General features: G+C 60.2%; 21 protein-coding genes. 10 read left to right on the forward strand and 11 right to left on the reverse strand.

Annotated elements, in window-relative coordinates; all coding sequences use genetic code 11:
- Positions 1 to 17 precede the first annotated feature (17 nt).
- Together putP and gluQRS are read right to left on the reverse strand one after the other, a co-directional pair.
- Positions 18 to 1,505: a sodium/proline symporter PutP gene (gene putP, locus QZ822_RS06070; protein WP_294643313.1), complete on the reverse strand. Its 1,488-nt coding sequence runs from the start codon at positions 1,503 to 1,505 to the stop codon at positions 18 to 20.
- Between the two features lie 379 nt (positions 1,506 to 1,884).
- Positions 1,885 to 2,910, reverse strand: a complete 1,026-nt coding sequence (gene gluQRS, locus QZ822_RS06075) for a tRNA glutamyl-Q(34) synthetase GluQRS (protein ID WP_294643314.1) — start codon at positions 2,908 to 2,910, stop codon at positions 1,885 to 1,887.
- 254 nt (positions 2,911 to 3,164) lie between these two features.
- Here gluQRS and QZ822_RS06080 point away from each other — a divergent pair, with 254 nt between their 5' ends.
- Positions 3,165 to 4,073, forward strand: coding sequence for an MBL fold metallo-hydrolase (locus QZ822_RS06080; protein ID WP_294643316.1), 909 nt, complete (start codon positions 3,165 to 3,167; stop codon positions 4,071 to 4,073).
- A gap of 126 nt (positions 4,074 to 4,199) precedes the next feature.
- Here the strand turns inward: QZ822_RS06080 and QZ822_RS06085 are convergent, their stop codons facing one another.
- From QZ822_RS06085 to QZ822_RS06095, 3 genes are all read right to left on the reverse strand, one after another.
- Positions 4,200 to 5,219: a glycosyltransferase gene (locus QZ822_RS06085; protein WP_294643318.1), complete on the reverse strand. Its 1,020-nt coding sequence runs from the start codon at positions 5,217 to 5,219 to the stop codon at positions 4,200 to 4,202.
- Between the two features lie 279 nt (positions 5,220 to 5,498).
- Positions 5,499 to 7,328: a 2-succinyl-5-enolpyruvyl-6-hydroxy-3-cyclohexene-1-carboxylic-acid synthase gene (menD, locus tag QZ822_RS06090; protein WP_294643320.1), complete on the reverse strand. Its 1,830-nt coding sequence runs from the start codon at positions 7,326 to 7,328 to the stop codon at positions 5,499 to 5,501.
- A gap of 77 nt (positions 7,329 to 7,405) precedes the next feature.
- On the reverse strand, positions 7,406 to 8,449 hold the full coding sequence (locus QZ822_RS06095; protein WP_294643322.1) for an o-succinylbenzoate synthase: 1,044 nt from the start codon (positions 8,447 to 8,449) through the stop codon (positions 7,406 to 7,408).
- A gap of 292 nt (positions 8,450 to 8,741) precedes the next feature.
- On the opposite strand from QZ822_RS06095, the gene QZ822_RS06100 reads away from it, so the two are divergent.
- The 3 genes from QZ822_RS06100 to QZ822_RS06110 all read left to right on the forward strand — a co-directional run bounded on the left by QZ822_RS06100 (position 8,742) and on the right by QZ822_RS06110 (position 11,886).
- Positions 8,742 to 10,268, forward strand: a complete 1,527-nt coding sequence (locus QZ822_RS06100; RefSeq protein WP_294643324.1) for a phosphatase PAP2 family protein — start codon at positions 8,742 to 8,744, stop codon at positions 10,266 to 10,268.
- A gap of 171 nt (positions 10,269 to 10,439) precedes the next feature.
- The gene (locus tag QZ822_RS06105) at positions 10,440 to 10,817 is read left to right on the forward strand and encodes a cupin domain-containing protein (RefSeq protein WP_049327511.1); all 378 of its coding nucleotides are present in this window, start codon (positions 10,440 to 10,442) and stop codon (positions 10,815 to 10,817) included.
- Positions 10,818 to 11,052: 235 nt separating this feature from the next.
- A complete protein-coding gene (locus QZ822_RS06110; protein WP_294643326.1) occupies positions 11,053 to 11,886 on the forward strand; it encodes an oxidoreductase in 834 nt (277 codons plus the stop codon).
- 101 nt (positions 11,887 to 11,987) lie between these two features.
- Here the strand turns inward: QZ822_RS06110 and QZ822_RS06115 are convergent, their stop codons facing one another.
- The 3 genes from QZ822_RS06115 to QZ822_RS06125 all read right to left on the reverse strand — a co-directional run bounded on the left by QZ822_RS06115 (position 11,988) and on the right by QZ822_RS06125 (position 14,575).
- On the reverse strand, positions 11,988 to 12,767 hold the full coding sequence (locus QZ822_RS06115) for an amino acid ABC transporter ATP-binding protein (RefSeq protein ID WP_294643328.1): 780 nt from the start codon (positions 12,765 to 12,767) through the stop codon (positions 11,988 to 11,990).
- Positions 12,768 to 12,800: 33 nt separating this feature from the next.
- The gene (locus tag QZ822_RS06120) at positions 12,801 to 13,604 is read right to left on the reverse strand and encodes an amino acid ABC transporter permease (protein ID WP_005504788.1); all 804 of its coding nucleotides are present in this window, start codon (positions 13,602 to 13,604) and stop codon (positions 12,801 to 12,803) included.
- A 131-nt stretch (positions 13,605 to 13,735) separates the two neighbouring features.
- Positions 13,736 to 14,575, reverse strand: coding sequence for an ABC transporter substrate-binding protein (locus tag QZ822_RS06125; protein ID WP_294643331.1), 840 nt, complete (start codon positions 14,573 to 14,575; stop codon positions 13,736 to 13,738).
- Between the two features lie 255 nt (positions 14,576 to 14,830).
- On the opposite strand from QZ822_RS06125, the gene QZ822_RS06130 reads away from it, so the two are divergent.
- The 4 genes from QZ822_RS06130 to QZ822_RS06145 all read left to right on the forward strand — a co-directional run bounded on the left by QZ822_RS06130 (position 14,831) and on the right by QZ822_RS06145 (position 18,812).
- Positions 14,831 to 15,562, forward strand: coding sequence for a demethylmenaquinone methyltransferase (locus tag QZ822_RS06130; RefSeq protein ID WP_294643333.1), 732 nt, complete (start codon positions 14,831 to 14,833; stop codon positions 15,560 to 15,562).
- A gap of 72 nt (positions 15,563 to 15,634) precedes the next feature.
- Positions 15,635 to 16,696: a polyprenyl synthetase family protein gene (locus QZ822_RS06135; RefSeq protein WP_294643335.1), complete on the forward strand. Its 1,062-nt coding sequence runs from the start codon at positions 15,635 to 15,637 to the stop codon at positions 16,694 to 16,696.
- Positions 16,697 to 17,076: 380 nt separating this feature from the next.
- Entirely contained in the window at positions 17,077 to 18,660 is a 1,584-nt protein-coding gene (locus tag QZ822_RS06140; RefSeq protein WP_060824372.1) for a sodium-dependent transporter, read from the forward strand.
- A gap of 8 nt (positions 18,661 to 18,668) precedes the next feature.
- On the forward strand, positions 18,669 to 18,812 hold the full coding sequence (locus QZ822_RS06145; RefSeq protein ID WP_005504798.1) for a methionine/alanine import family NSS transporter small subunit: 144 nt from the start codon (positions 18,669 to 18,671) through the stop codon (positions 18,810 to 18,812).
- An 84-nt stretch (positions 18,813 to 18,896) separates the two neighbouring features.
- Here the strand turns inward: QZ822_RS06145 and rarD are convergent, their stop codons facing one another.
- Complete coding sequence (gene rarD, locus QZ822_RS06150; RefSeq protein ID WP_294643337.1) at positions 18,897 to 19,868, reverse strand: EamA family transporter RarD; 972 nt, start codon at positions 19,866 to 19,868, stop codon at positions 18,897 to 18,899.
- Positions 19,869 to 20,058: 190 nt separating this feature from the next.
- Positions 20,059 to 21,402 (reverse strand): DUF6882 domain-containing protein, encoded by a 1,344-nt coding sequence (locus tag QZ822_RS06155; protein WP_070819368.1) that lies wholly within the window; start codon positions 21,400 to 21,402, stop codon positions 20,059 to 20,061.
- A gap of 280 nt (positions 21,403 to 21,682) precedes the next feature.
- On the opposite strand from QZ822_RS06155, the gene QZ822_RS06160 reads away from it, so the two are divergent.
- Positions 21,683 to 23,017 carry an SseB family protein gene (locus tag QZ822_RS06160; RefSeq protein WP_294643340.1) on the forward strand — a complete coding sequence of 445 codons (1,335 nt, stop codon included), beginning with the start codon at positions 21,683 to 21,685 and terminating at the stop codon, positions 23,015 to 23,017.
- A 114-nt stretch (positions 23,018 to 23,131) separates the two neighbouring features.
- Here the strand turns inward: QZ822_RS06160 and QZ822_RS06165 are convergent, their stop codons facing one another.
- Complete coding sequence (locus QZ822_RS06165) at positions 23,132 to 23,722, reverse strand: Fur family transcriptional regulator (RefSeq protein WP_294643342.1); 591 nt, start codon at positions 23,720 to 23,722, stop codon at positions 23,132 to 23,134.
- Between the two features lie 194 nt (positions 23,723 to 23,916).
- On the opposite strand from QZ822_RS06165, the gene QZ822_RS06170 reads away from it, so the two are divergent.
- Complete coding sequence (locus tag QZ822_RS06170) at positions 23,917 to 24,180, forward strand: hypothetical protein (RefSeq protein WP_005504804.1); 264 nt, start codon at positions 23,917 to 23,919, stop codon at positions 24,178 to 24,180.
- Positions 24,181 to 24,242 lie beyond the last annotated feature (62 nt).

Raw genomic sequence — 24,242 nt, forward strand, 5'->3', positions numbered from 1 at the left:
TCTTGGTTACCTAGGGGCTACTTGACCTTTGCGAGCTCTACCGCGCGGTCGAACTCTTCGTCAATGACCTGGTTCTTCTTGTAGGTGACCAGGGAGACGATGATTGCGACCAGCAGAGCCGAAGCGAAGCCGGGAACCATTTCGTAGAGCACGGACTTCATCGGGCTCTGGCCCCATGCGAATGCCACAACGGCACCGGTAATCATGGAGGCGAGTGCACCCTGAGTGGTCAGTTTACGCCAGTAGAGGGAGAGCAGAACGGTCGGGCCGAATGCCGAACCGAAGCCAGCCCAAGCGAATGCGACCAGCTGCAGAATGGAGCTGTTGGGGTTCCACGCCAGGGCACCGGCGACCAGTGCCACGATTGCCACGCCTGCACGGCCGAGCCACAGGGACTTGGATGCGCTGAGCTTCTTCGAGGAGAAGATGCCGTAGAGGTCCTCCACCAGAGCGGAGGAGCACACGATCAGCTGCGAAGAGAGGGTGGACATAATTGCCGCCAGAACCGCAGCCAGAATCAGGCCCGCAACGAGGGGGTGGAACAGAATCTGGGAGAGGTCCAGGAAGACCGACTCAGCGGTTTCGGGGTTGGTGAGGGATGCCTCGGGGTGGCGTGCAAAGTATGCGATACCCATGAACGCGCCGCTCAGTGCACCGAACACGGTCAGGACCATCCAGCTGATGCCGATGCGGCGGCCGGACTTAGCGTCCGCGGGGGTGCGCATTGCCATGAATCGCACGATAATGTGCGGCTGGCCGAAGTAGCCCAGACCCCACGCGAGGGATGAAACGATACCGGCGAAGGTGGTGCCTGCGAAGATGCTCAGTGCGTCGGGACGTACCTGGCTGATGGACTCAACCACGGGGCCCACGCCGCCGAGGTCAATAATGGTGACAACCGGAACGGCAATCAGCGCTGCGAGCATGAGCAGACCCTGAACCATGTCGGTGTAGGATGCGCCCATGAAGCCGCCGAAGAAGGTGTAGAACACGGTGATGCCTGCCAGCAGGAGCATACCGGTGTGGTATTCCTGACCGAAGGAGGACTTGAAGAACAGGCCGCCGGAGACCATACCGGAGGAGACGTAGAAGGTGAAGAACACCAGAATCACGACACCGGAGACGATGCGCAGCACGCGCTTGGTGTCATGGAGGCGGTTGCTCAGGAAGACGGGGACGGTCACGGCGTCGCCTGCTACTTCGGTGTAGCTACGCAGTCGCGGTGCCACGAACTTCCAGTTGCACCATGCGCCGATGGTCAGACCGACGGCGAGCCATGCCTGGGAGAGGCCGCTGAGGTAGACGGCGCCGGGCAGACCCATGAGGAGCCAACCGGACATGTCGGAGGCGCCCGCTGAGAGTGCGGCGACGGTGGGGGAGAGCTGACGCCCGCCCAGCACATAGTCGTCGAGGCTGTTGTTCTTGCTATTTGCCCATAGGCCGATTGCGATCATGGCAACAAAATAAATCGCCAGCGCGATGACCTGGTATGTACTCGCGGCCATAATGTTCCTTCTCTCCTGGTGATAGTGTGCGTCTGTGTATTTATGCGCGACTTCATAACTTTATGAGTGGCGTAGGATACAGTCTAGGCTCTGAGAGGCTGAAAATAAAGTCTATTTGACGCTTAAGAGCGAGGAACTATGGAATAAATATGTATTTGCTGTGTAAAATCCGTGGTCGTACACGTGGGTCAATGTGGGAGCGTGTGCGAAAAAGTGCCCGAAAAATCCCTAGAATTCAGGGTTTCGGGCACTTCGGTGCAAGAGAAGTAGTTTAAAAGCAACGCAAACGTTCAGAGACGTATGCATCTAAAACGAATTAAACAAAAAATTTAAAAGCCGTTCGGAGTGTTGAACTGTTACACGACAATGTCACAGAGGCTTAGAGATCCCTCACGACCCACGGCTCAGTAGCCATACGAGCCGGGTCAAAACGCTCCAAAATCGCCGCCGCATTAGGCACCGGAACATCCGCCGAATGGGCAGAACCATCCGCGTTATACACCGGAATAGAAGCGGCAATCCACCCCAAAATCGTAGGGATTTCAACGCCCGCCTCACGCAGCTGCGGCAGGGTTACCGCACCATCACGCTTCGCCAGGCGCTTACCCTCCTCATTGAGCGCCAGCGGCACGTGAGCGTAACGCGGCTGCGCCAAGCCCAAAAGCTGCGCCAAATACGACTGGCGAGGCGCCGAAGGAAGCAAATCATCACCGCGCACAATCTGCTCAACCCCCACAAAAGCATCATCCACCACAGAGGTCAGGTTATAGGCGTAGGTGCCGTCATTGCGCACCAGCACAAAATCATCCACCAGCCCCGTGTAGGCGCCGTAAAAATCATCCTGCACCGTGTAGCTCGTGCACTCGGCACGCAGACGCAGAGCCGGCGGACGCTGAGCGCGGCGCTCCTGCCGCTGTGCTTCCGTCAGCTCACGACAGGTGCCCGGGTATGCGCCCGGCGCACCGTGCGGGGCGCTCGAAGCCTCCTGAATTTCGCGGCGGGTGCAGAAGCACTCATAGACGAGGTTTGCCTCGCGCAGCTGCTCAACCGCCTGCTCGTAGGCGGCAAGGCGCGTGCTCTGATACAGTACGCCCGCTTCCTTGCCCTCGGTGCTTTCGCTGCCCTCAATATGCTCTGTCGGGGCGCCAGGGCTTGCATCCCAATCCAGACCCAGTGCCGCCAAATCAGCAATCTGACGCTCCGCAGCACCCGGGCGCACGCGGTCCAGATCCTCCACACGCAGGTAGAAGGGCTTGGCGCCGCGGCGAGCCATCGCCCACGCCAAAATAGCGGTACGCAAATTACCCAGATGCAAATCCCCCGAGGGGGAGGGAGCGTAGCGTCCGGTACCGCTGGGGAAAGGCAGGTTTGAAGGGGTGGAAGACGAGGTGAGGGAAGAAGTCATACTCCTATCCTATAGGGCGTGATTTCTGGTTCTTGCTCAGAGCCTAATCAGAGCTGGACTAGCTGGGAGAACGCGCTACCCGACTAATCAATCTGCAGAGGTTGTCAAGCATCACGTGCCACCTGCCCGTAGAGGCGGAATTATGCGGAATGATGCACTTTTATGCCCTTAGTGATGTGCAATAGTGCAAAAATATGTTCTCCAGAAGCCCGAATAGCCCCGCAAGTACCAAAAATTACAGTAGGGTTGTATCTATGGCTCGTACTATTGAACTCGCAGACGGCGTGTACCGTATTGCGACCGACAACTACCGACTGAACACCGGACTGGTCCTCGGACTGGAACGGGCACTTGTCGTGGATACCGGCGCAGGTCCCCGTCAGGCAACCGAAATCTATGATGAGGTTCGCCGTCTCACGCGCCTTCCTATCACCGTCGTAAACACTCATGGACACTATGAGCGTTTCTTCGGTAACGATGTTTTCGCGGCAATGGGTGCCGAAGAATTCTGGGCGCATCCTCGCGCCGCGCGCGCAATTCGTAAATACGGTGAGGCGCAGCGTCCCTACGTCGAGACGCTCGAACCGGAAATGGCGCACCATCAGGGTGCCGCCACCAATATTGTTGTTCCCAACCGCCTGGTCGCCAATAGCGGTGACGGCATTACCTTCACCCCCATTGATCTGGGTGAGCGTAGCGCAACCCTCATGTACATGGGTCCCGGCCACACCGATGGTGACATTCTGGTCGGTATTGAAGATGTGCTCTTCATGGGTGGTCTGATTGAAGAGGGTACCGACCCCTACTTCGAGGATTCCTTCCCCGACCGTTGGATTGGCACTCTTGGCGCCGTGCTCGAATTTGACCGTTACCGCGTGTTTGTACCCGGTAACGGTGAGCCGGTAGACCGCACCTTCGTGGAGCGTGAACGCAACACCATGGTGACCGCTATTGAGTCGATTCGCTCTTCCACTCTGGACCGTGATGATGAGGCGACGACCGCGGCAATGTATAAGCTGCCGTACGCACCGGGTGCTACGCGCTTCCTGCTGGATCGTTTGGCTCAGCTTGAAGGCGCACCGGTAGCGGCGTACCTGGATGCGGAGCATCCGGATACCAGTGGTTTCACGGGTCCGATTACGCTGGGTCAGGCTTCATACTAAAACCCCGTATTCAATATGCCGTATAGGGCATAAATGCAGGTGAGGGCTGGTTTTCTAGGATTAGAAACCAGCCCTCACCTTTTATATACCCTCAGCTGCTACATGCTTTTAGCAAGGGTGATGTTTTTAGCGCTGAACGTACTGGGCGCGCATTGCCTCGCAGTCAGCGGTCAAAGAAGTCGGGACCTCACCCAACGCCTTGCAAAGCTCCACGAAACGGTGACGCCAATCCAGGTGCTGCAGCGCCTGACGAATCTGCTGCTCACCCTGCGCCGGGGTCCAGCGGGAGACAGCCTCAGCAACCTGCGCGAGGCCCGCGCGAGCATCCGCGTGATCAATGTCGATGGTCGCGCCATCCCAGAGAATCTCACGCACGGTGGTGGTGTTCGGAACCTTGCCGACCACGGTTACACCCGAAGCCAGCGCATCGGTCCAGCGGCCGGTAATGTACTCCTTGGTCGGGTGAGTGTACGGCGCCGGGCTGACCGAGGTGGAGAATGCCAGCAGGAACTTCGCGCGGTTCAGCGAATCCTGCAGGTGCTGAGCCGACTCGCGATCGTTCGCGCCGAAGGGCGGACGGCCCTCAAAGCTCAGACCCAGCTCACCGGCAAGGGCGGCGGTCGCCTCGTCATCCTCGTAGGCGGCGGGCTGGCGACCCACACGCAGCAGGTCGGTGCTCTTCGACTCCAGCGCCGCCAGACGGTCGCTGAACTTGCTCCACACATCCGCACCCCAGGGCAGAACGCCGGGGGTCTTTACACCCGCGGCAGTCCAGGGCTGAACATCGTCAACGTCCGCAACGAAAATACGGTCGTAGGTGGAGGACTTCGCCACCGCGGGAATACGGTCATCCCAGAAGCTATCAATCACCCAGCCGTAAATCGCGCCGTAGCGGCGGAATGCGAAGGAACGCTGCGAAATGGCGTACAGCTGACCGGGATCAGAAGCAATCACCAGGCAGCGCTTGGAGCCGCCCTTAATGCGGGGCAGGCGCGCCAGAAGCTTCGTTTCCTTGCTGAGGGATGCGCCCACATCCACGGTGTGGACGGTGCCGCCGGTGTAGCGGGCGAGAAGCTCCGCCATGGCGTGTACGGGAACCCAACCGGCTCCGGAGGGGACGGCAACAATAATATCGAGTGAGCTCATGAGAATCCTTGCGGCTACGCCCGCCGCATGCACCGGACTCACCGGGGTAAAACCCCTGGTCGAGCGCGGTATGCGTTAGCGGTGAGAGCGTGAATGTTGATCAATGATAGATAGGGTGCCTTGAGTCAGCAGGTGCGCAGGAAAACGCGAAGGTAACGGCGAGTGAAACCGCTACGACCGGCTAACTTTTAGAGCCACGGAAGGCTACGGCACGGATAGTTTTCAGTATATCGGTCAACTCCGCGCGCGGGGCATAGCCTGAAGCCTTTACGCGCGGCTTTAGGGTGTGTGAATGCGCACCTCAATGCCCGATTCGGTACCAAAACCGGCGGCCATGCGTGCCAGGTCAGTGTTCGGTGCGGCAGCCACCGTGAAGAAGCGGTCTACAGCGGCGGTGAACTGCTCCTGACGAGCCATATCACCGTGTTCAAGGGTCGTGAAAATACCGCCGCCGGCATCGTCAAAGACCTCAACGCGCAGGTCGGGAAGAAGCTCCGTGTTCGGCAGATTCAGCGACGAAACATCGTGCTGGAAGGTCAGGTCACCGCACAGCAGGGTCACCGGCAGGGCGGCACCACCAATGACCGGGCGGGAGTTCTCATCCACGCCGGCGGGGTAGTAGCCCGACAGGGAGACGCCAATAGCGGTCGCAATCGTGCCGTCAATACCCGCCAGACCGCGGTTTGCAAACACACGCGCGGGGGCGGGCTCACCCAGGGCGGGGGCCGCCGCGTCCAAATCACGCACCAGGTTTGAGGAGCCCAGCACCATGAGACGACGCTGAGCTACCGCATCCTTCCAGACGCGGCGCGCGTAGGAGCGGCCGGCGGTCCGGTTGCGGTAATCGGTGTAGTCTACGGAGTCTGCAGAATCAGAGTGCTCGTAGGCGGCAATGGCGCGCAGGCACTCATCCTGCAGTTCGCGGGCGGGCTCAACCCACTGATCCAGCCAGCTCAGTTCGTCAGCCGGTTCATCGGTGGCAGTAGCGGATGCGCACGCAAACTCGGCAAGCTCATGCGGGGTAGACAGTTCCACGAAGGAGCGAGCATCGGGCTCGTACCAGCTGGCGCGGCGCGGCGCGTAGAAAGCGCACTGAATATCCGTGCGTTCGAGCAGTGCCGTAATCGGGCGTGAGAGCGTTGGGTGTCCGAAGAGCACTACACGCTCAATCTGTGCGGCGGGTGCGAAGGACTCATCGCCGAGCAGCTGCGGGTAGTGGGGGATAGAAGTCACACCGTGGCGCGCCTCGGAGGAAGGCTCCGCGAACAGCGGCAGGTTCAGCACACGGGCGAACTCCGCGGCGAACTCACCGGCACCGTCAGCGGCAACCACCACGGTGCGGTGCGCCGGGGTGAACTCCGCCAGGTCCGCCTGCGCCTCCAAGGAGTCCAGGAGCCAACGCTGTTCAGCGCTGGAGAGCCCCGAACCCTCAGCACGGGCGGCGCGTGCGCGGCCCTCAGCCTGCGGGTCGTAATCCTCCAGCAGACTCTGCGCCCACTGCGGCAGCATCTGCGCAAAACGACCCGAGGGGGTCAACGGCGTATCAAAACAAATGTTCAGGTGCACCGGGCCAATCGGCTCAGCCGACTGCTTGCGCCAGTGTTCGGCGCTACGACCGGTCAGCGCGTTCAAGCAAGCCGCAAAAGCCTGAGTCTGCTCGCCCTCCACCTGCTCGGGGTAGGAGGTCAGATCGGCTTCAGCACGCACAAAAGGATGGAAGAAACTCGCCTGACGGGTCGTCTGATTCACGCCGCTACCGCGCAGACGCTCCGGGCGGTCAGCGCTCAGCACCGCCAGCGGCACACCGGCGTGGTATGCCTCCATGACGGCGGGCATGTACTCGCCCAGAGCCGTACCGGAGGTGCACACCAGGCCCACCGGCTGACCGGACGCCTTCGCAATGCCGAGGGCGGTAAAGGCTGCACTTCGCTCGTCCACGCGCACGTGCGCAATCAGGGCGCCGGCTTCAGCGGCGGCGGCAATAGCGTACGCAAGAGGTGCGCTACGGGATCCCGGAGACACGACAACATGCCGCATACCGGCACGAATCAGCGAATCGAGCACGGATACTGCGGTGAGCATGGCGGGGGTTGAGCGGTTTTCAGTCACCGTACCATTCTAATGCCGCGGGCTTTTTCCTTCAGTTTTGGTTACCCTTCACGACCTCATCGTTACAGCGCTAACCGTTACAGATCAGCGGCGCGTTCCAGAACGCGGTAGCAGGCGGTGACGCGTTCCACCCACCATTGGTGGGTCTGCTCATCGGTGGCAAGACGCGCCAGGCGCTGCGGGCTGGGGGTGATGGCGCGCAGGTCCATGAACCCGTCGCGGGCGATGAGCGGCTCATCGGTGACGTCTTCAGCCATGAGGGAGACCGTGCCCAGACCGCACCCGTACCTCAGGGTCGGCAGGGAAGCCGCCAGGGATGCACCGGTGGCGATGCCCACCGAAGACTCCAGCGCAGAAGAAACCACCGCCGGTAGCTGCGCCTGCTCCACCAGAGCGAGGGCACGACGCACACCACCCAGCGGCGCCGCCTTAATAACCATCAGGTCCGCGGCGTTCGCGCGAGCCACCTTGAGCGGATCCTCCGCCTTACGGATCGACTCATCAGCGGCAATGCGAGCGGGCAGCCCCTCCTTGGCGATGGCGTAGCGGAGCGCCGCCATATCCTCAATGGTCGCCACGGGCTGCTCGGCGTAAATAATGCCGTACTCGCAGAGCTTGCGGAGCGCCTCGAGGGCACCGTCGAGGGTGTAGCCCATGTTCGCATCCACCTTCAGACGTGCATTCGGGAGCGCTTTTCGCGCCGCCGCCACGCGGGCAATATCGTCGGCGAGGCTCTGGCCCTTCTCAGCCACCTTAATTTTGAGTTCCTGAATCTCGCCCTCGTACTTGGCGAGCACCTCCGGCACACGCTCGGCGGGTACCGCGGGCAGGGTCGCGTTCAGCGGGATGCGCGTACGCACCGGCTCCGGGGCGGGTAGCCACGCCGCCTCCAACGCGCAGGCGAGCCACGCGGCAGACTCCTGCGCACCGTACTCGAGGAAGGGCGCGAATTCACCCCAGCCGTGCGGGCCGCGGATCAGCGCGCTCTGGCGGCTATTGACCCCGCGGAAGGTCACGGTCATCGGAATTTCGACCGTGAAAAGGTTCTCCAGAACCTCCTGCAGGGGCGGCAGGGGAGTGTTCGTGAGGCGAAAACCGTAGCCGAGAGGCGGCACGCTCATGCTGATATTCAAGGTATCTACCCTTCGTCGATGCGCTATGAGCTCACCATAGCATTCCGCCCTGACGTGGGTGCGCTCGCAACCCGTTTCGCATTCTCTGGAAACTCTCAGGTTGTGGTCGAAAAAACTTTAGTTTTTCATAGCTTAACCTGGGATAGTAGGTAGTTATTCGCCCGATGACTCGAACGATGTCGCGCGCGATGCGGCAGCTTGGGGGCTGCCGCTTTGACAGCGGACATCGGCGGGCTCGGGTATGGCTAACAGGCATGAGGGCAAGAAGGTACGAAGGGTTATGAAGAAGAAAACACCGGCAAATACATCGGGTTCGGAAAACTCCGGTTGGGAGAGCTCCGAAAAGCTTGATGCTACCAGTGTGCTTCACCCCGCTGACGTGCATGCAGCCGTGGCTGATAACGCACCCACTACGGTGTTTTCCTCTGATGAGACGCAGGTGCTCTCCGATTATCAGGACGCTACCCAGGTGCTCAACGCCCACGAGACTGTTGCGCCCGCTGATTCTGAAGACTCTACGGAAGTTATTGGCGCGACCCGCCCTCTGCCGCGCGCCTACCGCGCCCCCATTCAGATACCCGAGACGATTCCCTCCGCACAGGAACGCGCCTCCCAGGGGAACTACAGCGCGGATGAGCCTCTGCAGGCTACGCGTCGCCTTGACCCGCCGAGGCCTCCGGTAAGCGGTTACCCGCTGAACGCCAATATGGGCGCGGGACACATGGGTGCTCCTCAGATGGGTGCTGAACAGATAAGTGCCCAGCAGCCGCTTCCCCAGCGTGTGCCGCCGCAGGCGCCTCAGCAGGTACCTCAGCAACCGGTGGCGTACCCTCCGGAGGCGTATCCTGCCGCGGCTTATCCGAACGGTGCGTATGTTCAGACCGGTCAGGTGCCCGTGGATGCTTCGGGCCGCCCGGTGAACCGTCCCGGTGAGGGGGAAATCATGCACCTTCCGAGTACCGGCGTTCTGATGCGCCACATTATGGCGCTGCTGTTCCTGGGGCTGTCTCTGTACGGTGCGTTCGCGTTCTTTATTTATACTGCGACCGGCCAGCAGGTGGATGAGCAGGCGTACACCGAGTACGCACACCAGTTCAAGAGCTACCGCGGTCCGACCCTGACCGCGTTGGATTCTCTTCCCGCGGTTGTCGGCGTGATTGCCGTTTTGGGTCTGGTTGCGGTGCTGATTTGGAAGCACCGGTTCCTGCCCTCGCTGATTGGTGTGCTGGTCGCGGCTGCCGCGGTGACGAGTACGTATCTGCTCAAGCACTATCTGATTGTGAAGCCCGACCTGGGCGTTCAGGAGGCGCTGAGCAACTCGGCACCCAGCGGCCACACGACCTTCGCCGCGGCGGCTGGCGCGGCGCTCTTCCTTGCGGCACCTCGTTTTTTGCGGCCCACGGTGGCTCTGTGTGCGGCGTTTGCTACCTGCCTGACGGGTGCCTCCACGATTATTAATGGTTGGCACCGCCCGGCGGATGTGGTGACCGCTATCCTGGTCACCGCCATCTGGACGGTTGTGGGTATGGGCGTGCTGCGTTATGTACGTCCGGCAGATTTTGCGGTGGCGGCGCGTGGCGGTTTGGTGCTGGTGCCGTTGATGACGATTGCGACGCTGTTCCTGTCGTTCTGCGCGGTCATCCTGTATCTGATCGCGATTTTTGCGCCGATTCCCGGCGGTGCGTTTACCGCGGCGACCTGCATGATTATTGCGGTGAGCTTTGGTACGACGGCATTGATGGTGAATCTGTTGCGTCCGCGTAATAGTAATCGCTCCGCCTATTCGAAGGTGTGGAGTTACCAGTAAATAATTGTTGTTCCCCTCCCTGCGCGGGGTGTTTTGGCTCGGTGTGAGCTGAGGTATTGTCCCGTTGCGGGGAGGGGAATACAATATAACTAATTTAGTATTTTATATACCAAATATAGGGAGGGGGTGCGCGCCCCCTTTCACTCATCCCTGACAAGAAAGGTTTGTACCATGGCAGGTACCCATGAAGGCCGCGTCCTCGTATTCCCCCAGCTCACCGAAGCGCTGACCCCCTTTGAAGATAAGCCCCAGGCCCGCAAGATTGTTGATGCCGACGGCGGCAACCTGACCCTCATGGAACTGGCTGCAGGCCAGTCCTGGCACGAGCACCACAGCGTGCACCCCATCTTTGTGCAGGTGCTCAAGGGCGAGGTGATTTTCCACGTGAAGGACCGCGATATTACCCTGGTGCCCGGCAAGCCGATTCACGTGACCGCCAAGCTGCTGCACTCCCTGCGCGCCGTGAAGGACTCCACCCTGCTGGTGACCATGCTGACCGGCGAATCGCACCCCGAACCCAAGGTCAATATTGACGTCGAAGAGGTCTAATCCCCGGCCCCAAAACCCCTGACCCCAAAACCTTAGCTCGCCGCCGCATCTGCACCGGATGCCGCGGCGAGCTTTTTCTCTGTCCTCCTGCCCTCACATATGCCGGCGAGAATACCCTCACGCTACGCCCTGAGCTTTCTGCACCCCGGTTGACCCAGCGCGGGCGTACCCTGAGAAGTACGCTCCCGCTAATACGCCCGCTAACATTCCAGGGAGCAACCCGAAAGGATACGCAATGCCCAAGTCACTGCAACGCCCCGTCGTTCTTCTCACCGGCGCCAGCTCCGGTATCGGCTACGACGTGGCGCCGCTACTGGTGCGCTACGGCTACATCGTCTACGGTGCCGCCCGCCGCGTTGAGAAGATTGAAGAGCTCGCCTCCGAGGGCGTGAAAGCGCTCAGCCTGGACGTTACCGATGAAGCATCCATGGAAGCCGCCGTACAGCAGATTATTGACGCAGAAGGTCGCATTGACGTGCTCATCAACAATGCAGGCTACGGATCCTACGGCGCCATTGAAGACGTCCCCATCGACGAGGCACGCCGCCAGTTCGAGGTGAACCTCTTCGGCCTGGCGCGCCTCACCCAGCTGGTGCTGCCGCATATGCGTGCACGGGGTAGCGGGCGCATCCTGAACATCTCCTCGATGGCGGGGCGTATTACCTCGCCCCTGGGTGCCTGGTACCACGCCACCAAGTACGCCCTCGAAGCGTTCAGCGATGCGTTGCGCATGGAGGTTGAAGAGTTCGGTATCGACGTGGTCATTATCGAGCCCGGCGGCATCAAAACCCCCTGGGGACTCATTGCGGCAGACCACCTCGAGGAATCCTCCCGAAACGGTGTCTACGCGGCTCAGGCGCAGCGCGTTGCGGCAAATATGCGTAAGCTCTACTCGCCCTCCTCTAACCTTTCAGAGCCCAAGGTTATCTCTAACGCTATTTTGCGAGCCCTGGAGGCGCGCCGTCCCAAGACCCGCTACCTGGTAGGTTTTGGTGCTAAGCCCTCCGTGTTCCTGCATACCGTGCTGCCGGACCGTCTCTTTGACAAGGTTGCGCGCCGTATCTTCTAGAGCCGAAATAGCGGCGAACTAGAGCATTAAAAAGCGGGCGGTGCTGCGCGAAACAGAATGTTTCGTACAGCACCGCCCGCTACGTTTTTCAAGAGCTAGTACTAGTCTACTACGGCATGGGTCGGATCGAGCACGCGCGCCAAGAAAGCCCGAGTACGTTCGTGCTGGGGGTTGCCAATCACCTGATCGGCGGGGCCCTCCTCCACGACCACACCATCTGCCATGAAGACGACCTTATCGGCGACCTCGCGGGCGAACGCCATCTCGTGAGTCACCACGATCATGGTCATGCCCTCGTCAGCAAGGTTGCGCATAATGCTCAGAACCTCGCCGACCATCTCCGGGTCGAGTGCACTGGTCGGCTCATCGAAGAGCATCAGGTCCGGGTTCATGGACAGCGCACGTGCAATAGCCACACGCTGCTGCTGACCGCCGGACAGCTGAGCCGGGAAGCGGTCTTCCTTGCCTTCCAGACCAACCTTGGCGAGCTGCTCGAGGGCAACCGCCTCCGCCTCAGCCTTGGAACGGCCCAGAACTTTAATCTGAGCGATTGTGCAGTTATCCAGAATGTTCAGGTGGCCGAACAGGTTGAACTGCTGGAACACCATACCCATGTGGGTACGCACGCGGTTAATGTCTACGTCCGGGTCGGTGACCTCGGTATCGCCCACCATGATGGTGCCGTCGTTCGGCTCCTCCAGCAGGTTCACGCAACGCAGCAGGGTGGACTTACCGGAACCCGAAGGGCCGATCAGACACACGACCTCGCCCGGCTCGACCTGCATGTCAATGCCCTTGAGAACCTGAACCTTGCCGTAGGACTTGTGCAGGTTAGAAATGCGCACCGAAGAGGCGGCCATGGATGAAGTTGAATCAGTCATAGTATCTTCCGTAATCCGTATCTGTCGTTGCGCTTACTTGCGGCCCGCAAGCTGAGTGCGGCGCTCAAAGTATGCGGAGAGCTGGCCCAGCGGAACAGTGATAATCAGGTAGCACAGACCCGCAACCACCAGGGGAGTCAGGCCCGCGTTAGCGGCGGTCAGGCCCTCACGACCGAACTTCGCCAGCTCGTACTGAGAAACCGTCACGCCCAGCAGGTACACGAGGGAGGAGTCCTTGGTCAGCAGGATAACCTCGTTGGTCAGCGGGGGCAGAACCACGCGGAACGCCTGAGGAATAATGATCGAAATCATCGCGCGAGTGTGGGACATACCCAGGGAGCGTGCCGCCTCCATCTGGCCCTTCGGGATTGCCTGCAGGCCCGCACGCAGAACCTCACTAATGTAAGCTGCCGAAACCATACCCAGGGACAGGGTCACCGGAATCAGGTTATCCACGAAGCGGATCTTGAACGCCAGAGGAATACCGTAACCGAACGCGAAGAAAACCAGCAGCGCCGGGATGCCGCGGAAAAGCTCCACGTACAGGGTCGCAATCCAACGGTAGGGGGCGATAGAGGAAATACGCATGAGCGCCAGCAGCAGACCGCCGGAGAGGCCCACGATGAAGCCCAAGGTGGTGTACAGCAGGGTGTTCTTTAACGCCACGGTGATGACGTCGGGGAACTGCTGAGCCGCAACGTCCAGGTTGAATACCTGCTGGCTGAGGGTCTTCCAGTCAGCCAAAAGAATGGCTGCCAGAGCGATAACTGCCAGAAGGGCGTACTGTGCGTAGCGGAAGAGCTTCTGCTTCTGACGGGGTGAGAGTTTAGAGGACATGCGCTTTCTTATCCGTGTGCTGTTCGGTCAAGAGCGTTTTATACGCTCACAAGGGTAGAGGCCGGAGAATCCCCCAACCCAAAAGTAATAAGGTACTCCTGAATTGGGGGAGAGGCTAACCGGCTAGATGCTTAGGAAGCGGAGGAAGAGGCGCTCGCGGAGGTGGAGGAAGTGGCACCAACCCACTTGGCCTTCATCTTGTCGAGCTCGCCGTTTTCCTTGAGCTTGGCGATGGTGGCGTTTGCCTTGGTCAGTAGTGCCTTGTTGTTGGAGGAAACTGCTGCGGCAATCTGCTCGGTGTTCTCGGAATCCTGGTAGGCGATCTTGAAGGAGTCCGGATCATTGGTCAGTGCCTCGGATACCACGGAGAGGTTCGCTGCGACTGCCTTGACCTGACCGGTCTTCAGAGCGGAGAACATGAGGGAGGTGTCTTCGTACTGGATGACCTCTGCACCGTTTTCCTTGGCGTAGGTTTCACCGCTGGTTGCCTGCTGCGCACCAACGCTCACGCCCTTCAGATCTGCGGCAGAGGTGATGGAGGAACCCTTGGGAACCAGGATTGCCAGGTTGTCGTCGAAGTAGACGGTGGTGAATTCCATCTTGCTCTTACGCTCATCGGTTACGCCGATACCCGCAAGGGCGATATCGCACTGACCGGTGGCCAGGCCGGTACCGGAGTCCAGGCCCTCGAAGCTGATGGAGGTCAGCTGAGCCTTCACGCCCAGGTCGGAGGCGATAGCGTTGGCGATGTCTGCGTCCAGGCCGACGATGGTGCCGTTCTCTTCGTATTCGAAGGGCTTGTAGGGGGTGTTGGTGCAGACGCTGAGGGTGCCGGACTTGACGAGGCTGACCTCGCCGTTAGGGTCGGTGTTCTCGTTGGCGGTGGAGACGCAGCCGGTCAGCGCTAGGGGCAGTACTGCCAGTAGTGCGAGGGGCTTGAGGGATGCCTTCTTGAGGATTGCGGTGTTCATTGGGATGCTCCTGTGTGAGGTGTGCTCTATGAAATCTATGGTCTATTGTGCGCCCCTATGTTAAAAAATGCAAGTATATACATAAATATTCATAAATTTTTGCTGAATATGGATAATTCACACTCCCAAAAACTGAATAAAACCCCGAATTAGCGACTCGAAAACCACTCCAGAACGCACCTTAACGCACCGTGCGACACTACTACGGTTTACCCAACTATCGAATCTAGTAACCTCCATGCCACAATTGAGAGCGTGAACGCAGAGAAGAACACCCGCGCAACCCGCGCAACCCTAGACAAGAAAACCAGCGACATCGCCGCCATGTTCGATACCGTAGCCGAACGCTATGACCTCATGAACGGCATCCTCTCCCTCGGCCAGCACATCTACTGGCGCAAGCAGGCAGTCGCAGCCGTAGACGCGCACCCCGGTCAGAAAGTGCTGGACGTAGCCGCAGGTACCGGCGTCTCCTCCGAACCCTTCGCCGACGCCGGCATAGATGTCATCGCAGCAGACCTCTCCGAAGGCATGCTCGACGTGGGCCGCCGTCGCCGCCCCGACATGACCTTCGTGCAGGCAGACGTCACCGCCCTACCCTTCGACGACGAAACCTTCGACGCAGTGACCATGTCCTACGGCCTGCGCAACGTCGCCAACTACCCCAAGGCACTGAGCGAAATCTACCGCGTACTCAAGCCCGGCGGACGCATCGTCATCCTCGAGTTCTCTACCCCGACCTTCGCCCCCTTCGGCGCGGTCTACAAGAACTACATCATGAAGGCAATCCCGCCGATCGCCCGCGCAATCTCCTCCAACCCCGAATCCTACGAATACCTTGCCGAGTCCATCATCGCCTGGCCCAACCAGCAGGAACTGGCGCAGAAGTTCAAGGAGGCGGGCTTCACCTCCGTACAGTACCGCAACCTTACCGGCGGTATTGTCGCGATTCACCGCGCCTTCAAGCCCGAAGCACATAGCGCCTAAACACCGCGTTCACACACCACCGAAGACACTAATACCACTGAAGACACCAACACCAAGAAGATAGAAGACATCGTGAGCAACGCAGAGCAGCCCATCGCCGCAACCGACCTGCTGGGAGACCTCGACCTGAAGCTTCCCGCAGGCTTCGAACTCATCGCCGCAGACCCCAAGCTGGGTCCGCAGGTTCTTTCCTCCCTCGCGCGTATTGAGGAGCGCCTGGCAGAGGCAATCGCACAGACCGACCACCTGGCGGATGTCGCATCCCGCCACCTGCTCTCCGCGGGCGGCAAGCGCGTGCGCCCCCTGCTGGCGTTGCTCTCGGCAGCTGTCGACGGCGAAATCAACGATGACGTCATCGAAGCCGCCGTGGTTGTTGAGCTGACCCACCTGGCGACCCTCTACCACGACGACGTCATGGACGATGCCCCCAAGCGCCGCGGCGTGGACAGCGCCCAGATGATTTGGGGTAACTCCGTCGCAATTCTCACCGGCGACCTGATCTTCTCCCGCGCATCCCTGCTGGTGTCCGAGCTGGGTACCCGCCCCATGAAGATTCAGTCCCAGACCTTCGAGCGTCTGGTACTCGGTCAGCTCTTCGAAACCACCGGCCCCCGCGAGGGCCAGGACCTGCTCGACCACTACATCGCGGTCATTGAGGGCAAGACCGGCTCCCTGATTGCAGCTGCCGGCGAGTACGGCTCCCTGCTTTCGGGCGCTTCCGAAGAGGTCATCTCCATGGTTAAGGCGTACGGCGAGCTGGTCGGCGTGGCATTCCAGCTGGCTGATGACGTCATCGACATTGTCAGCGATGGCAAAACCAGCGGTAAGACCCGCGGCACCGACCTGCGCGAGGGCGTGCCCACCCTGCCGACCATCCTGCTGGACCGTGCGGTAGCCGCCGGCGACGAATCCGCTATTGCTGTTCGCGCCCTGCTGGATGCCGACCTGAGCTCCGACGAGGCACTGGAAGCAGCCGTGGAGGCGCTCGCCGCTCACCCGGTCACCCAGGAAGCATGGCAGATCGCCTACGACTGGGCGGACCGTGCAATCGCTGCGATTGCTCCGCTGCCCGAGTCCACCGCGAAGGCTGCGCTGGAGTCCTTCGCGCACGCTGTGGTTCACCGCGAAGGCTAAAACCCGCCGTGTAGCGTGTACCCGAGTCTCATGACTTTCGGGTGTCTCATACTTCAAAACCCCCGCCGAATCCGGTCAGATTTGGCGGGGGTTTTCTGTGTTACGGCTAGTCAGTGCCGGTTTTTGGGGTGGTTTGGGGCTGCTCTCACCCTCCGAAAGCTTCCGCATGCTGGGGTCTTCTTGACCGCTATATGCCTTTAAGGTAATCCTTATAGGCATGCCTGAGGTGCACATCCGCCCCTCAGACCTCTGACGGCTCCCACGCCCAACCCGTGTTGGAGAGCCGTTTACTATTTCTGGACGCGAGCAGAGCCCAACCACCCCGACGGGTTATTCTCGCACCAACCATCCGCGTCCCCACACATTCGAGGTTTACAACTATGGGAGCATCTACCCCTAAGGCGCCCACGAAGCGCGAAGGCTTCTCTAGCCGTCGCGTCTTTATCTTTGCCGCCATCGGTTCTGCTGTTGGTCTGGGCAATATTTGGCGTTTCCCCTACATCGCATTTGATAACGGCGGCGGCGCCTTCATGATTCCCTACATTGTCGCCCTGCTAACCGCCGGTCTGACCTTCCTTTTCTTTGACTACGCTATCGGTCACCGTGCGCGTGCGTCGTCCCCGCTTGCTTTCCGCCGTCTGAACCGTAAGACCGAGTTCATCGGCTGGTGGCACATGGGTATTAACTTCGTGATTGCTATCTACTACGCCGCTATTGTGGCGTGGGCTCTGCGTTACATGGTTTTCTCCTTCACCAATGAGTGGGGCGATAACCCGAAGGCGTTCTTCCAGGGTGAGTTCCTGAAGGTTGCAAAGGATCCCGGCGTCTCCCTGGACTTCAACATGAACGTCCTGATTCCTATGGTGCTGGTGTGGGGCGTTCTGCTTGCTGTGATGGCTCTGGGCGTTCAGAAGGGTGTGGGCGCAGCCAACATTATCTTTATCCCGCTGCTGCTGGTCATGTTCGTTGGTTTGGTGATTTACTCGCTGACCCTGCCCGGTGCTGTGGACGGTCTGAATGCTCTGTTCACCCCCAGCTGGGACTCCCTGGCTAACCCGGAGGTGTGGGTTGCTGCGTACGGCCAGATTTTCTTCTCGCTGTCCATTGGCTTCGGCATTATGGTCACCTACTCTTCCTACCTGAAGCCTAAGACTGACCTGACCGGTTCCGGTGCTGTGGTTGGTTTCGCGAACTCCGGTTTTGAGCTTCTTGCCGGTATCGGTGTGTTCGCTGCTTTGGGCTTCATGGCTCAGGCTGCTGGCACCCAGGTGAGCGAGGTTGCGACCAGCGGTATTGGTCTGGCGTTCATTGCGTTCCCGACCATTATTTCTCAGGCGCCCGGTGGCGTGCTGATCGGTATCCTCTTCTTCGGCTCCCTGCTCTTTGCTGGTTTCACCTCCCTTATTTCGATTCTTGAGGTGATTATTGCGGGTATTCAGGATAAGTTCGCGACCTCCCGTCTGGCATCTACCACTCTGGTGATTGTTCCGATGGCTCTGATTTCGCTGCTGCTGATGCCGACCACCACCGGTCTGTACGTACTGGATATTCTCGATAACTTCGTGAACCTCTTCGGTATTCTGGCTGCTGGTCTGTGCGCCATTATCGTTGTGGCGTATGTGGTGCGCGCGCTGCCCGCTCTGGCTGAGCACCTGAACCGTTACTCCTCCATCAAGGTCGGCAAGATTTGGATGATTCTGCTGGCTGTCGTGACCCCGCTGGTTCTGGGCTACTCCCTGATTCAGAGCGTCATTAAGCTTGTGGCAACCCCCTATGAGGGTTACCCCACGGATCTGCTGGCAATCTTTGGTTGGGGCATGAGCGCGCTGATTCTGGTGGGCGCGATTGTTGTTTCTCTTCTGCCCTGGTCGAAGAAGTCTCGTGCGGCTGAAGAGCCTCCGGCACCTCCGGTGATTGCCGGTCAGGTTGAGCACGGCCACGTTGATTCGACCGTTACCCGTTAGGAGCCCTCATGTCTATCTCTGCAATTGTGATGCTCGTTGTGGCAATCCTGATCATTTGGGGTGGTCTGGGTTTGGCTCTGCTGAACCTGCACCGTCATCCGGACCTGGATGCTCTCGATGATGCTGCTGAGGCTCAGGGTTCTGAGCTTTAGCGTGTGAGCGTGATATAAAGTGATGCCCCGCTGGCGTTAGCCGGCGGGGCATCACTGTGTTTTATACGGGTGGGAGAGGGGGCGCTACTTGCTCTGTACGTCTTCAGCCTGCACGAGCGGGATCATGCCGGTTTCCGGGTCGGACAGCGCGGAGGCGCGGTAGGAGCGGGAGGCGCGCACCGCATCCACGGTGAAGATGATGAGCGCAATCCAGATGAGGCTCAGACCCAACACCTTATCGGCGCTCATCTGCTCGTGCAGAACGGTCAGCGCCAGAACAAACTGGATGGTCGGGCCCAGGTACTGCACCATGCCAATGACCGAGAGCGGCAGAGCCTTGGTTGCCGCGGCAAAGAGCATCAGCGGAACAACGGTGACCACGCCGGTGGATGCGAGAAGCCAGAAGTGTCCGGCGCCTTCGCTGAAGAGGGTCATTTGTCCCTGAGCGTTGAGCACAAAAAGGGCGGCAATGCCGAAGGGTGCCAGGATAAAGGTCTCCAGGGACAGCGAGACGAGGGGGCTCACGTCGTGGGCTACGCGTGCCTTGAGCAGGCCGTAGATGCCGAAGGAGAACGCCACGCCCAGACCCGTCCAGGGCACCTGACCGTAGATGAGGCTCATCATCAGCACCGCGATACATGAAATCGCGACGGATACCCATTGCGCGGCGCGCAGGCGCTCCTGCAGGAAAATCACGCCCAGCACCACGGAGACCAGCGGGTTAATGAAATATCCCAGGGACGCATCAATCGTGTGACCGCTGGTTGTTGCCATCACGTAGATGAGCCAGTTCGCGCAGATGAGGAGCGAAGCCGCCGTCAGCACCAGCATGATGCGGCGGTCCTTGAGAGCGCGGCGGAAGTCCGCGGTTGCCCGCAAAATCGGTAGTAGCAGGGCGCAGAAAATGAGGGAGAAGACCACTCGCGCCACCACAATCTCAATCGGTCCTGCCGGCGTCATCAGCACAAAATACAGGGGGAGCATGCCCCAGATGAGGTAGGTGCCGATGATGGTGATAAACCCGTTGCGGGTGGTGTGCTTCTGCGTTTCTGACATGGTTTCTTCTGACCTGATTTTTCGGTTACGTTCTTCTGTCGCTATTCATCGGGATGTACCGGCTGGGCACCCACACAGGTTTCGACGCGTGCACACTACTGTACCCGATACGGGGTGTTGCATACGCTAGGGACGCCACAGGCGCGGTACCACGAGGATACCGCGCCTGAAGTGTTGCTGTGTATTCGGTTTAGAGGCCGAAGAAGCGGGAGAAGAAGCCCTTCTTCTTGGGCTGCTCTGCCTCGCGGCGTGCAGTTTCTTCCTGCTTGCGGCGGGCTGCCTCTTCGTGCTCTGCCTGCAGGTCGGGAGCTGCACCAGCGTTGCGGATGGGCTCCACGTGCTGCTCCTCGTACTCTGCGTGCTCTTCGTAGTGCTCGGCCTCGGCGGGCTGCTCAGCAACAGGCTCAGCTGCGACCGGCTCATCAGCGTACTCTACGGAAGCCTCAACGGTCTCGTACTCGGGCTGCTCGGCACCGATAGACTCGTCGGTGTAGACGCGAGCCTGCTCGGTTTCCTCTGCCTCGTACTCGCCGGGCAGGGTCTCCACGGTGACCAGGCCGGGCTCTGCGTGCTCTGCCGGTTCCTGATCGAAGGGAGCCTCGTCGGCGGGGTAGAGGTTCTCGGTGCTCTCGACGCCGGGCACCTCGGTCTCTGCGACCGGTGCGTGCTCTGCAATCTCGACAGCGCGCTCAGCCTCAGCCTCGGCACGTGCGGCGGCGCGTTCTGCCGCCTCCTGCTCGCGCTGTGCGTTCTGAGCGGCTGCCTCTGCGGCTGCCACGCGCTCAATCTCGGCGCGCAGTGCGGCGAGGGATTCGCGGCGCTGAGCGGCAGCGGCTGCGCACTGCTCCAGAACCTCGGGGCCAACCTGAGGCTCAGCCTGCTCGATGCCGCTGATTCGGCCGTCGTCGAACCACAGGCGCAGCGCGCCGTCGGTTGCGGTCAGCACGGCGGTTGCCTCGGTGTCCCAGGCAATGTGGAAGCCGCGCTGCTGAGCGTAGGAGTCCACCGCCAGAACCTGGTTGTGAATCTCTTCGCTCTGCAGGGTCTTCGCGATGACACGGCCGATACCCTTGTAGGTCGGTGCCTCGAGGGTCAGCTCAGCACCCTCCAGCAGGGTCCATGCGCGCACGCCAGCACCCGCGGGTAGCGGGTAGTGTGCGTACAGGCCGCTGATGGTCTTGGTTGCCAGGGTGAGTCGGCGTGCCAGGGACTCGGAGAGGGGCAGTTCGTCGGTGGTCAGCTCGGTCAGGCCGTCACGCTCACCGGCTTCGCGCGCCTGAATAGCGGCAGAAACAACGGAGTCGGGGAAGTAGCCCAGCTGCTGCCAAGACCAAATCCAAGTACCGCGGTTCTCGGATTCGGTGCCCAGCAGGTGCGGCTTGAGCGAAAGCGGGGGCGTGGTCTCAAAGTCCAGAGACTGGGAGGTGAAGTCCACGTTCCACTCGGAGGTACCCACGAGCTCAGCGAGTCGAGCCTGGTACTCGGTGGAGATAAAGATCGATGCGTCGATAAGGTCCTGCAGAGAATTCGTCATGCTTCAAGATTATCAACCTTTTAGCGTTCACTATGCCGTGTATCCCCGGTTTCGGGGTGCGCTTTAGGCGTATTGGACGTTAAGAGGGTCGAATGGGCCGCCTGGAGAGGTGCAGGGGAGAGGTAGAGCATATATCTTTCGGCGTAAACTATCTGCGTGGAGTGCCCGTGTTCGTTAGAATCGAAGTGACGGCTTCTTCCGGCACCCTGTAAGCCGACTGATACGACCGAACACGGATGCCTCCAGCCGCGCCGTATTCACACTCAAGGATGTATGAACTATGACTGAACCCCGCCTTGCCGAGACGAGTAGCCGCGCCGCGCGCATTCAGGATGCGCTGAACAATATTGGAAGCTGGCTGCTGGATGTCGTTAGTGTTGACCCCGGCTGGAGCGAAATGGTGCTGGACGTCAAGCCTCTGGCCGGTCAGATTTTCGTGCGCGTGCGTGAATTCCGCGATGGTGAAGAGTTCATTGGTACCATCGGCCCGCTCAAGGACGGCTCGCCCATTATTGCTGAGGTCCGCAAGCTGCAGCGTGCCGCCTACGACGGTAACCGCGGCACCTGGTTCACCGCCTCCATTGTGGTGGCGGCGACCGGTTGGCCGAACCCGCAGTTCAGCGTGGGTGCCTCCTATAACCGTGACGATGAGCCCGACAGCTGGAAGAACGAGGGCACCCTGACCGCGACCGACGTGCGTGAGCACCTGGCTGAGTTCCCGCGTGATGCGTTGCGTATCCCGCAGTGGGCTCGTGAACGTATGGAGGGTCGCGCCCGCCACTCTGCTGCCTCGGCGCTGTCTTCGAGTGAGCACGAGATCCCGAACCCCTACCTGGTCGCCGCCCTGGAAACCTTCCGTAACGATGTGCAGGAGCGAACCCTCATTAACGTGGTCCGCACGATGCTCGGCGGCGACGTTCTGCTGGATGCGACCGGCTCCCTGCTGATTCCCTCCGAGACGGACGTGATGGGCCCCGAATCGGTGCTGACCCACCAGGTCATTCGCATGCCCGAGACCGGCATGCAGGCGTTGTGCGTTTTCTCCTCCTCCGAGCACATTGGTAAGAGCTACGTGCGTCAGGAATCCGAGGGCGACGAGCTGATTCTGCGCGAACCGGCGATGAAGGTCTTCATCGATTTCCTCAACAATGAGGCGCTGGACCTGATTGTGGTTGATCCCGGCACCGATCACGAGTGCTACATTGAGCGCGCTCAGGTGCAGTGGATTGTCACTTCTCCGCGCAATGACGGTGCGAAGATGGCGCTGGTGCAGGACAACATGCAGATGCTACTCGGCTCGCTGGTGTCTCCGGCGTCCGTGCTGCTGGTGGGCGTTGACCCGGCTGACCCGTCCGGTACGTCCTTCGTGTTTGATCCGGATGAGAACGGCAACCCGCAGAGCCTGCTGGTGTTCACCTCACCCATCGAGATTGCGGCGCTGGACCCGCATATTGAGGTGCGTTCGGCGAACGCCCTGGATATTCTGCGTTACGCCCTGGATATTGGTGCACCGAGCGTGAAGGTGAATGCGATTAACCCCTCCACCGTGCTGAGCGCGGCACAGATCCGCGAGCTGCTGGAGATTGTGGACTCGCAGCCCCGCATGGGTGCCTAAGCTCCTGCATTAAATAACTTAAACCGTTGAGGCGGCGACACGAGTAGTGTCGCCGCCTCAACGGTTTAAAAGCTCTCATGACCGAGCCTGCCCGATTTCCCGAGCTCTATAGGGTTATGCCGCTAGGGCGCGTGCTGCCGCTTCCTGCTGGGTTCGGGCGAGAGCCGCCTCCTGTTCGGTCTGGCAGTCTACGCACACGCCCTGGTAGAGTACGTCTGCGCTGAAGAGCGCCATGCCGTGAAAATCGCTGGGGGTCAGGCAGGGTGCGGAGCCAACCGCGCAGTCCACGTCTTCGACCTTGCCGCAGCGTACGCAGAAGGCGTGGTGGTGGTTGTCGCCCGTTCGGGTTTCGTAGAGGGCGGGGGTTCCCGGCGGCTCGAACTTACGCAGCAGGTCGATATCGGTCAGGTCGGCAAGAATAACGTAGACCGACTGAACCGTGATGGCGGGGATGCGCTCGCGGACTGCCTGCACGATGGTGTCGGCGGTGGAGTGCGGGTGTTCCTGCACTGCGTGGAGTACGGCGAGGCGCTGCTTGGTGACGCGGCGGCCCTTGGTGCGCAGACCGGTGGTCCATGCTTCTTCGAGGTGCTCGGGACTCATTGCTGAGAGCAGGGGCAGGCCGGTGGTGTGGGCACAACCGGTGTTGTGATGGTCTGGGCTCTGGGTCTTCTTCGTATCGGAGGTTGTCTTTGCGTCGGTCATAGGTTTAAGTCTACACATTATTATGAGAAATTCATCATTATTTTATGAAAAGCTCATAATAAGCAGGCAGGGCGTCCCTTTCATCCACTCTGTGGCGCCCCTCCTCACCCCGGCCTCGGGTGTGAAGAGATGCCGTACAATCAAAGAACCTAGAGTAACCCGCACCGGCGATCACCATCAAGGAGGATAGGGTCATGGTGTACGACTTCACAAACCCCATCTACATTCTGCTGATGATTCTGCTCTTTGGTGTGCCCATCGTGACCCCGGTGATTTACGGTCAGTACCGTAGCACCACTACCGGCTTTGATCTGGAGGGGCAGCTGATGCTCGGTCTGCTCTTCATCCTTTTTCTGGGTGCTTACGGCACGATTCTTCTTCTGGGTATTTTCCCGACTGCTACGGCGCAGGTGCTGGAGCAGGTGCCCCTGGTGAATATCCCCGGCGCCATTCCCTAGTTCTTCTCGCGCTTTTAGCGTCTGGGTGACGCTCTGGGTGAATCCGCGCGCCATAAGGTGCG

Source organism: uncultured Rothia sp. (assembly GCF_916715725.1).
GTDB lineage: Bacteria > Actinomycetota > Actinomycetes > Actinomycetales > Micrococcaceae > Rothia.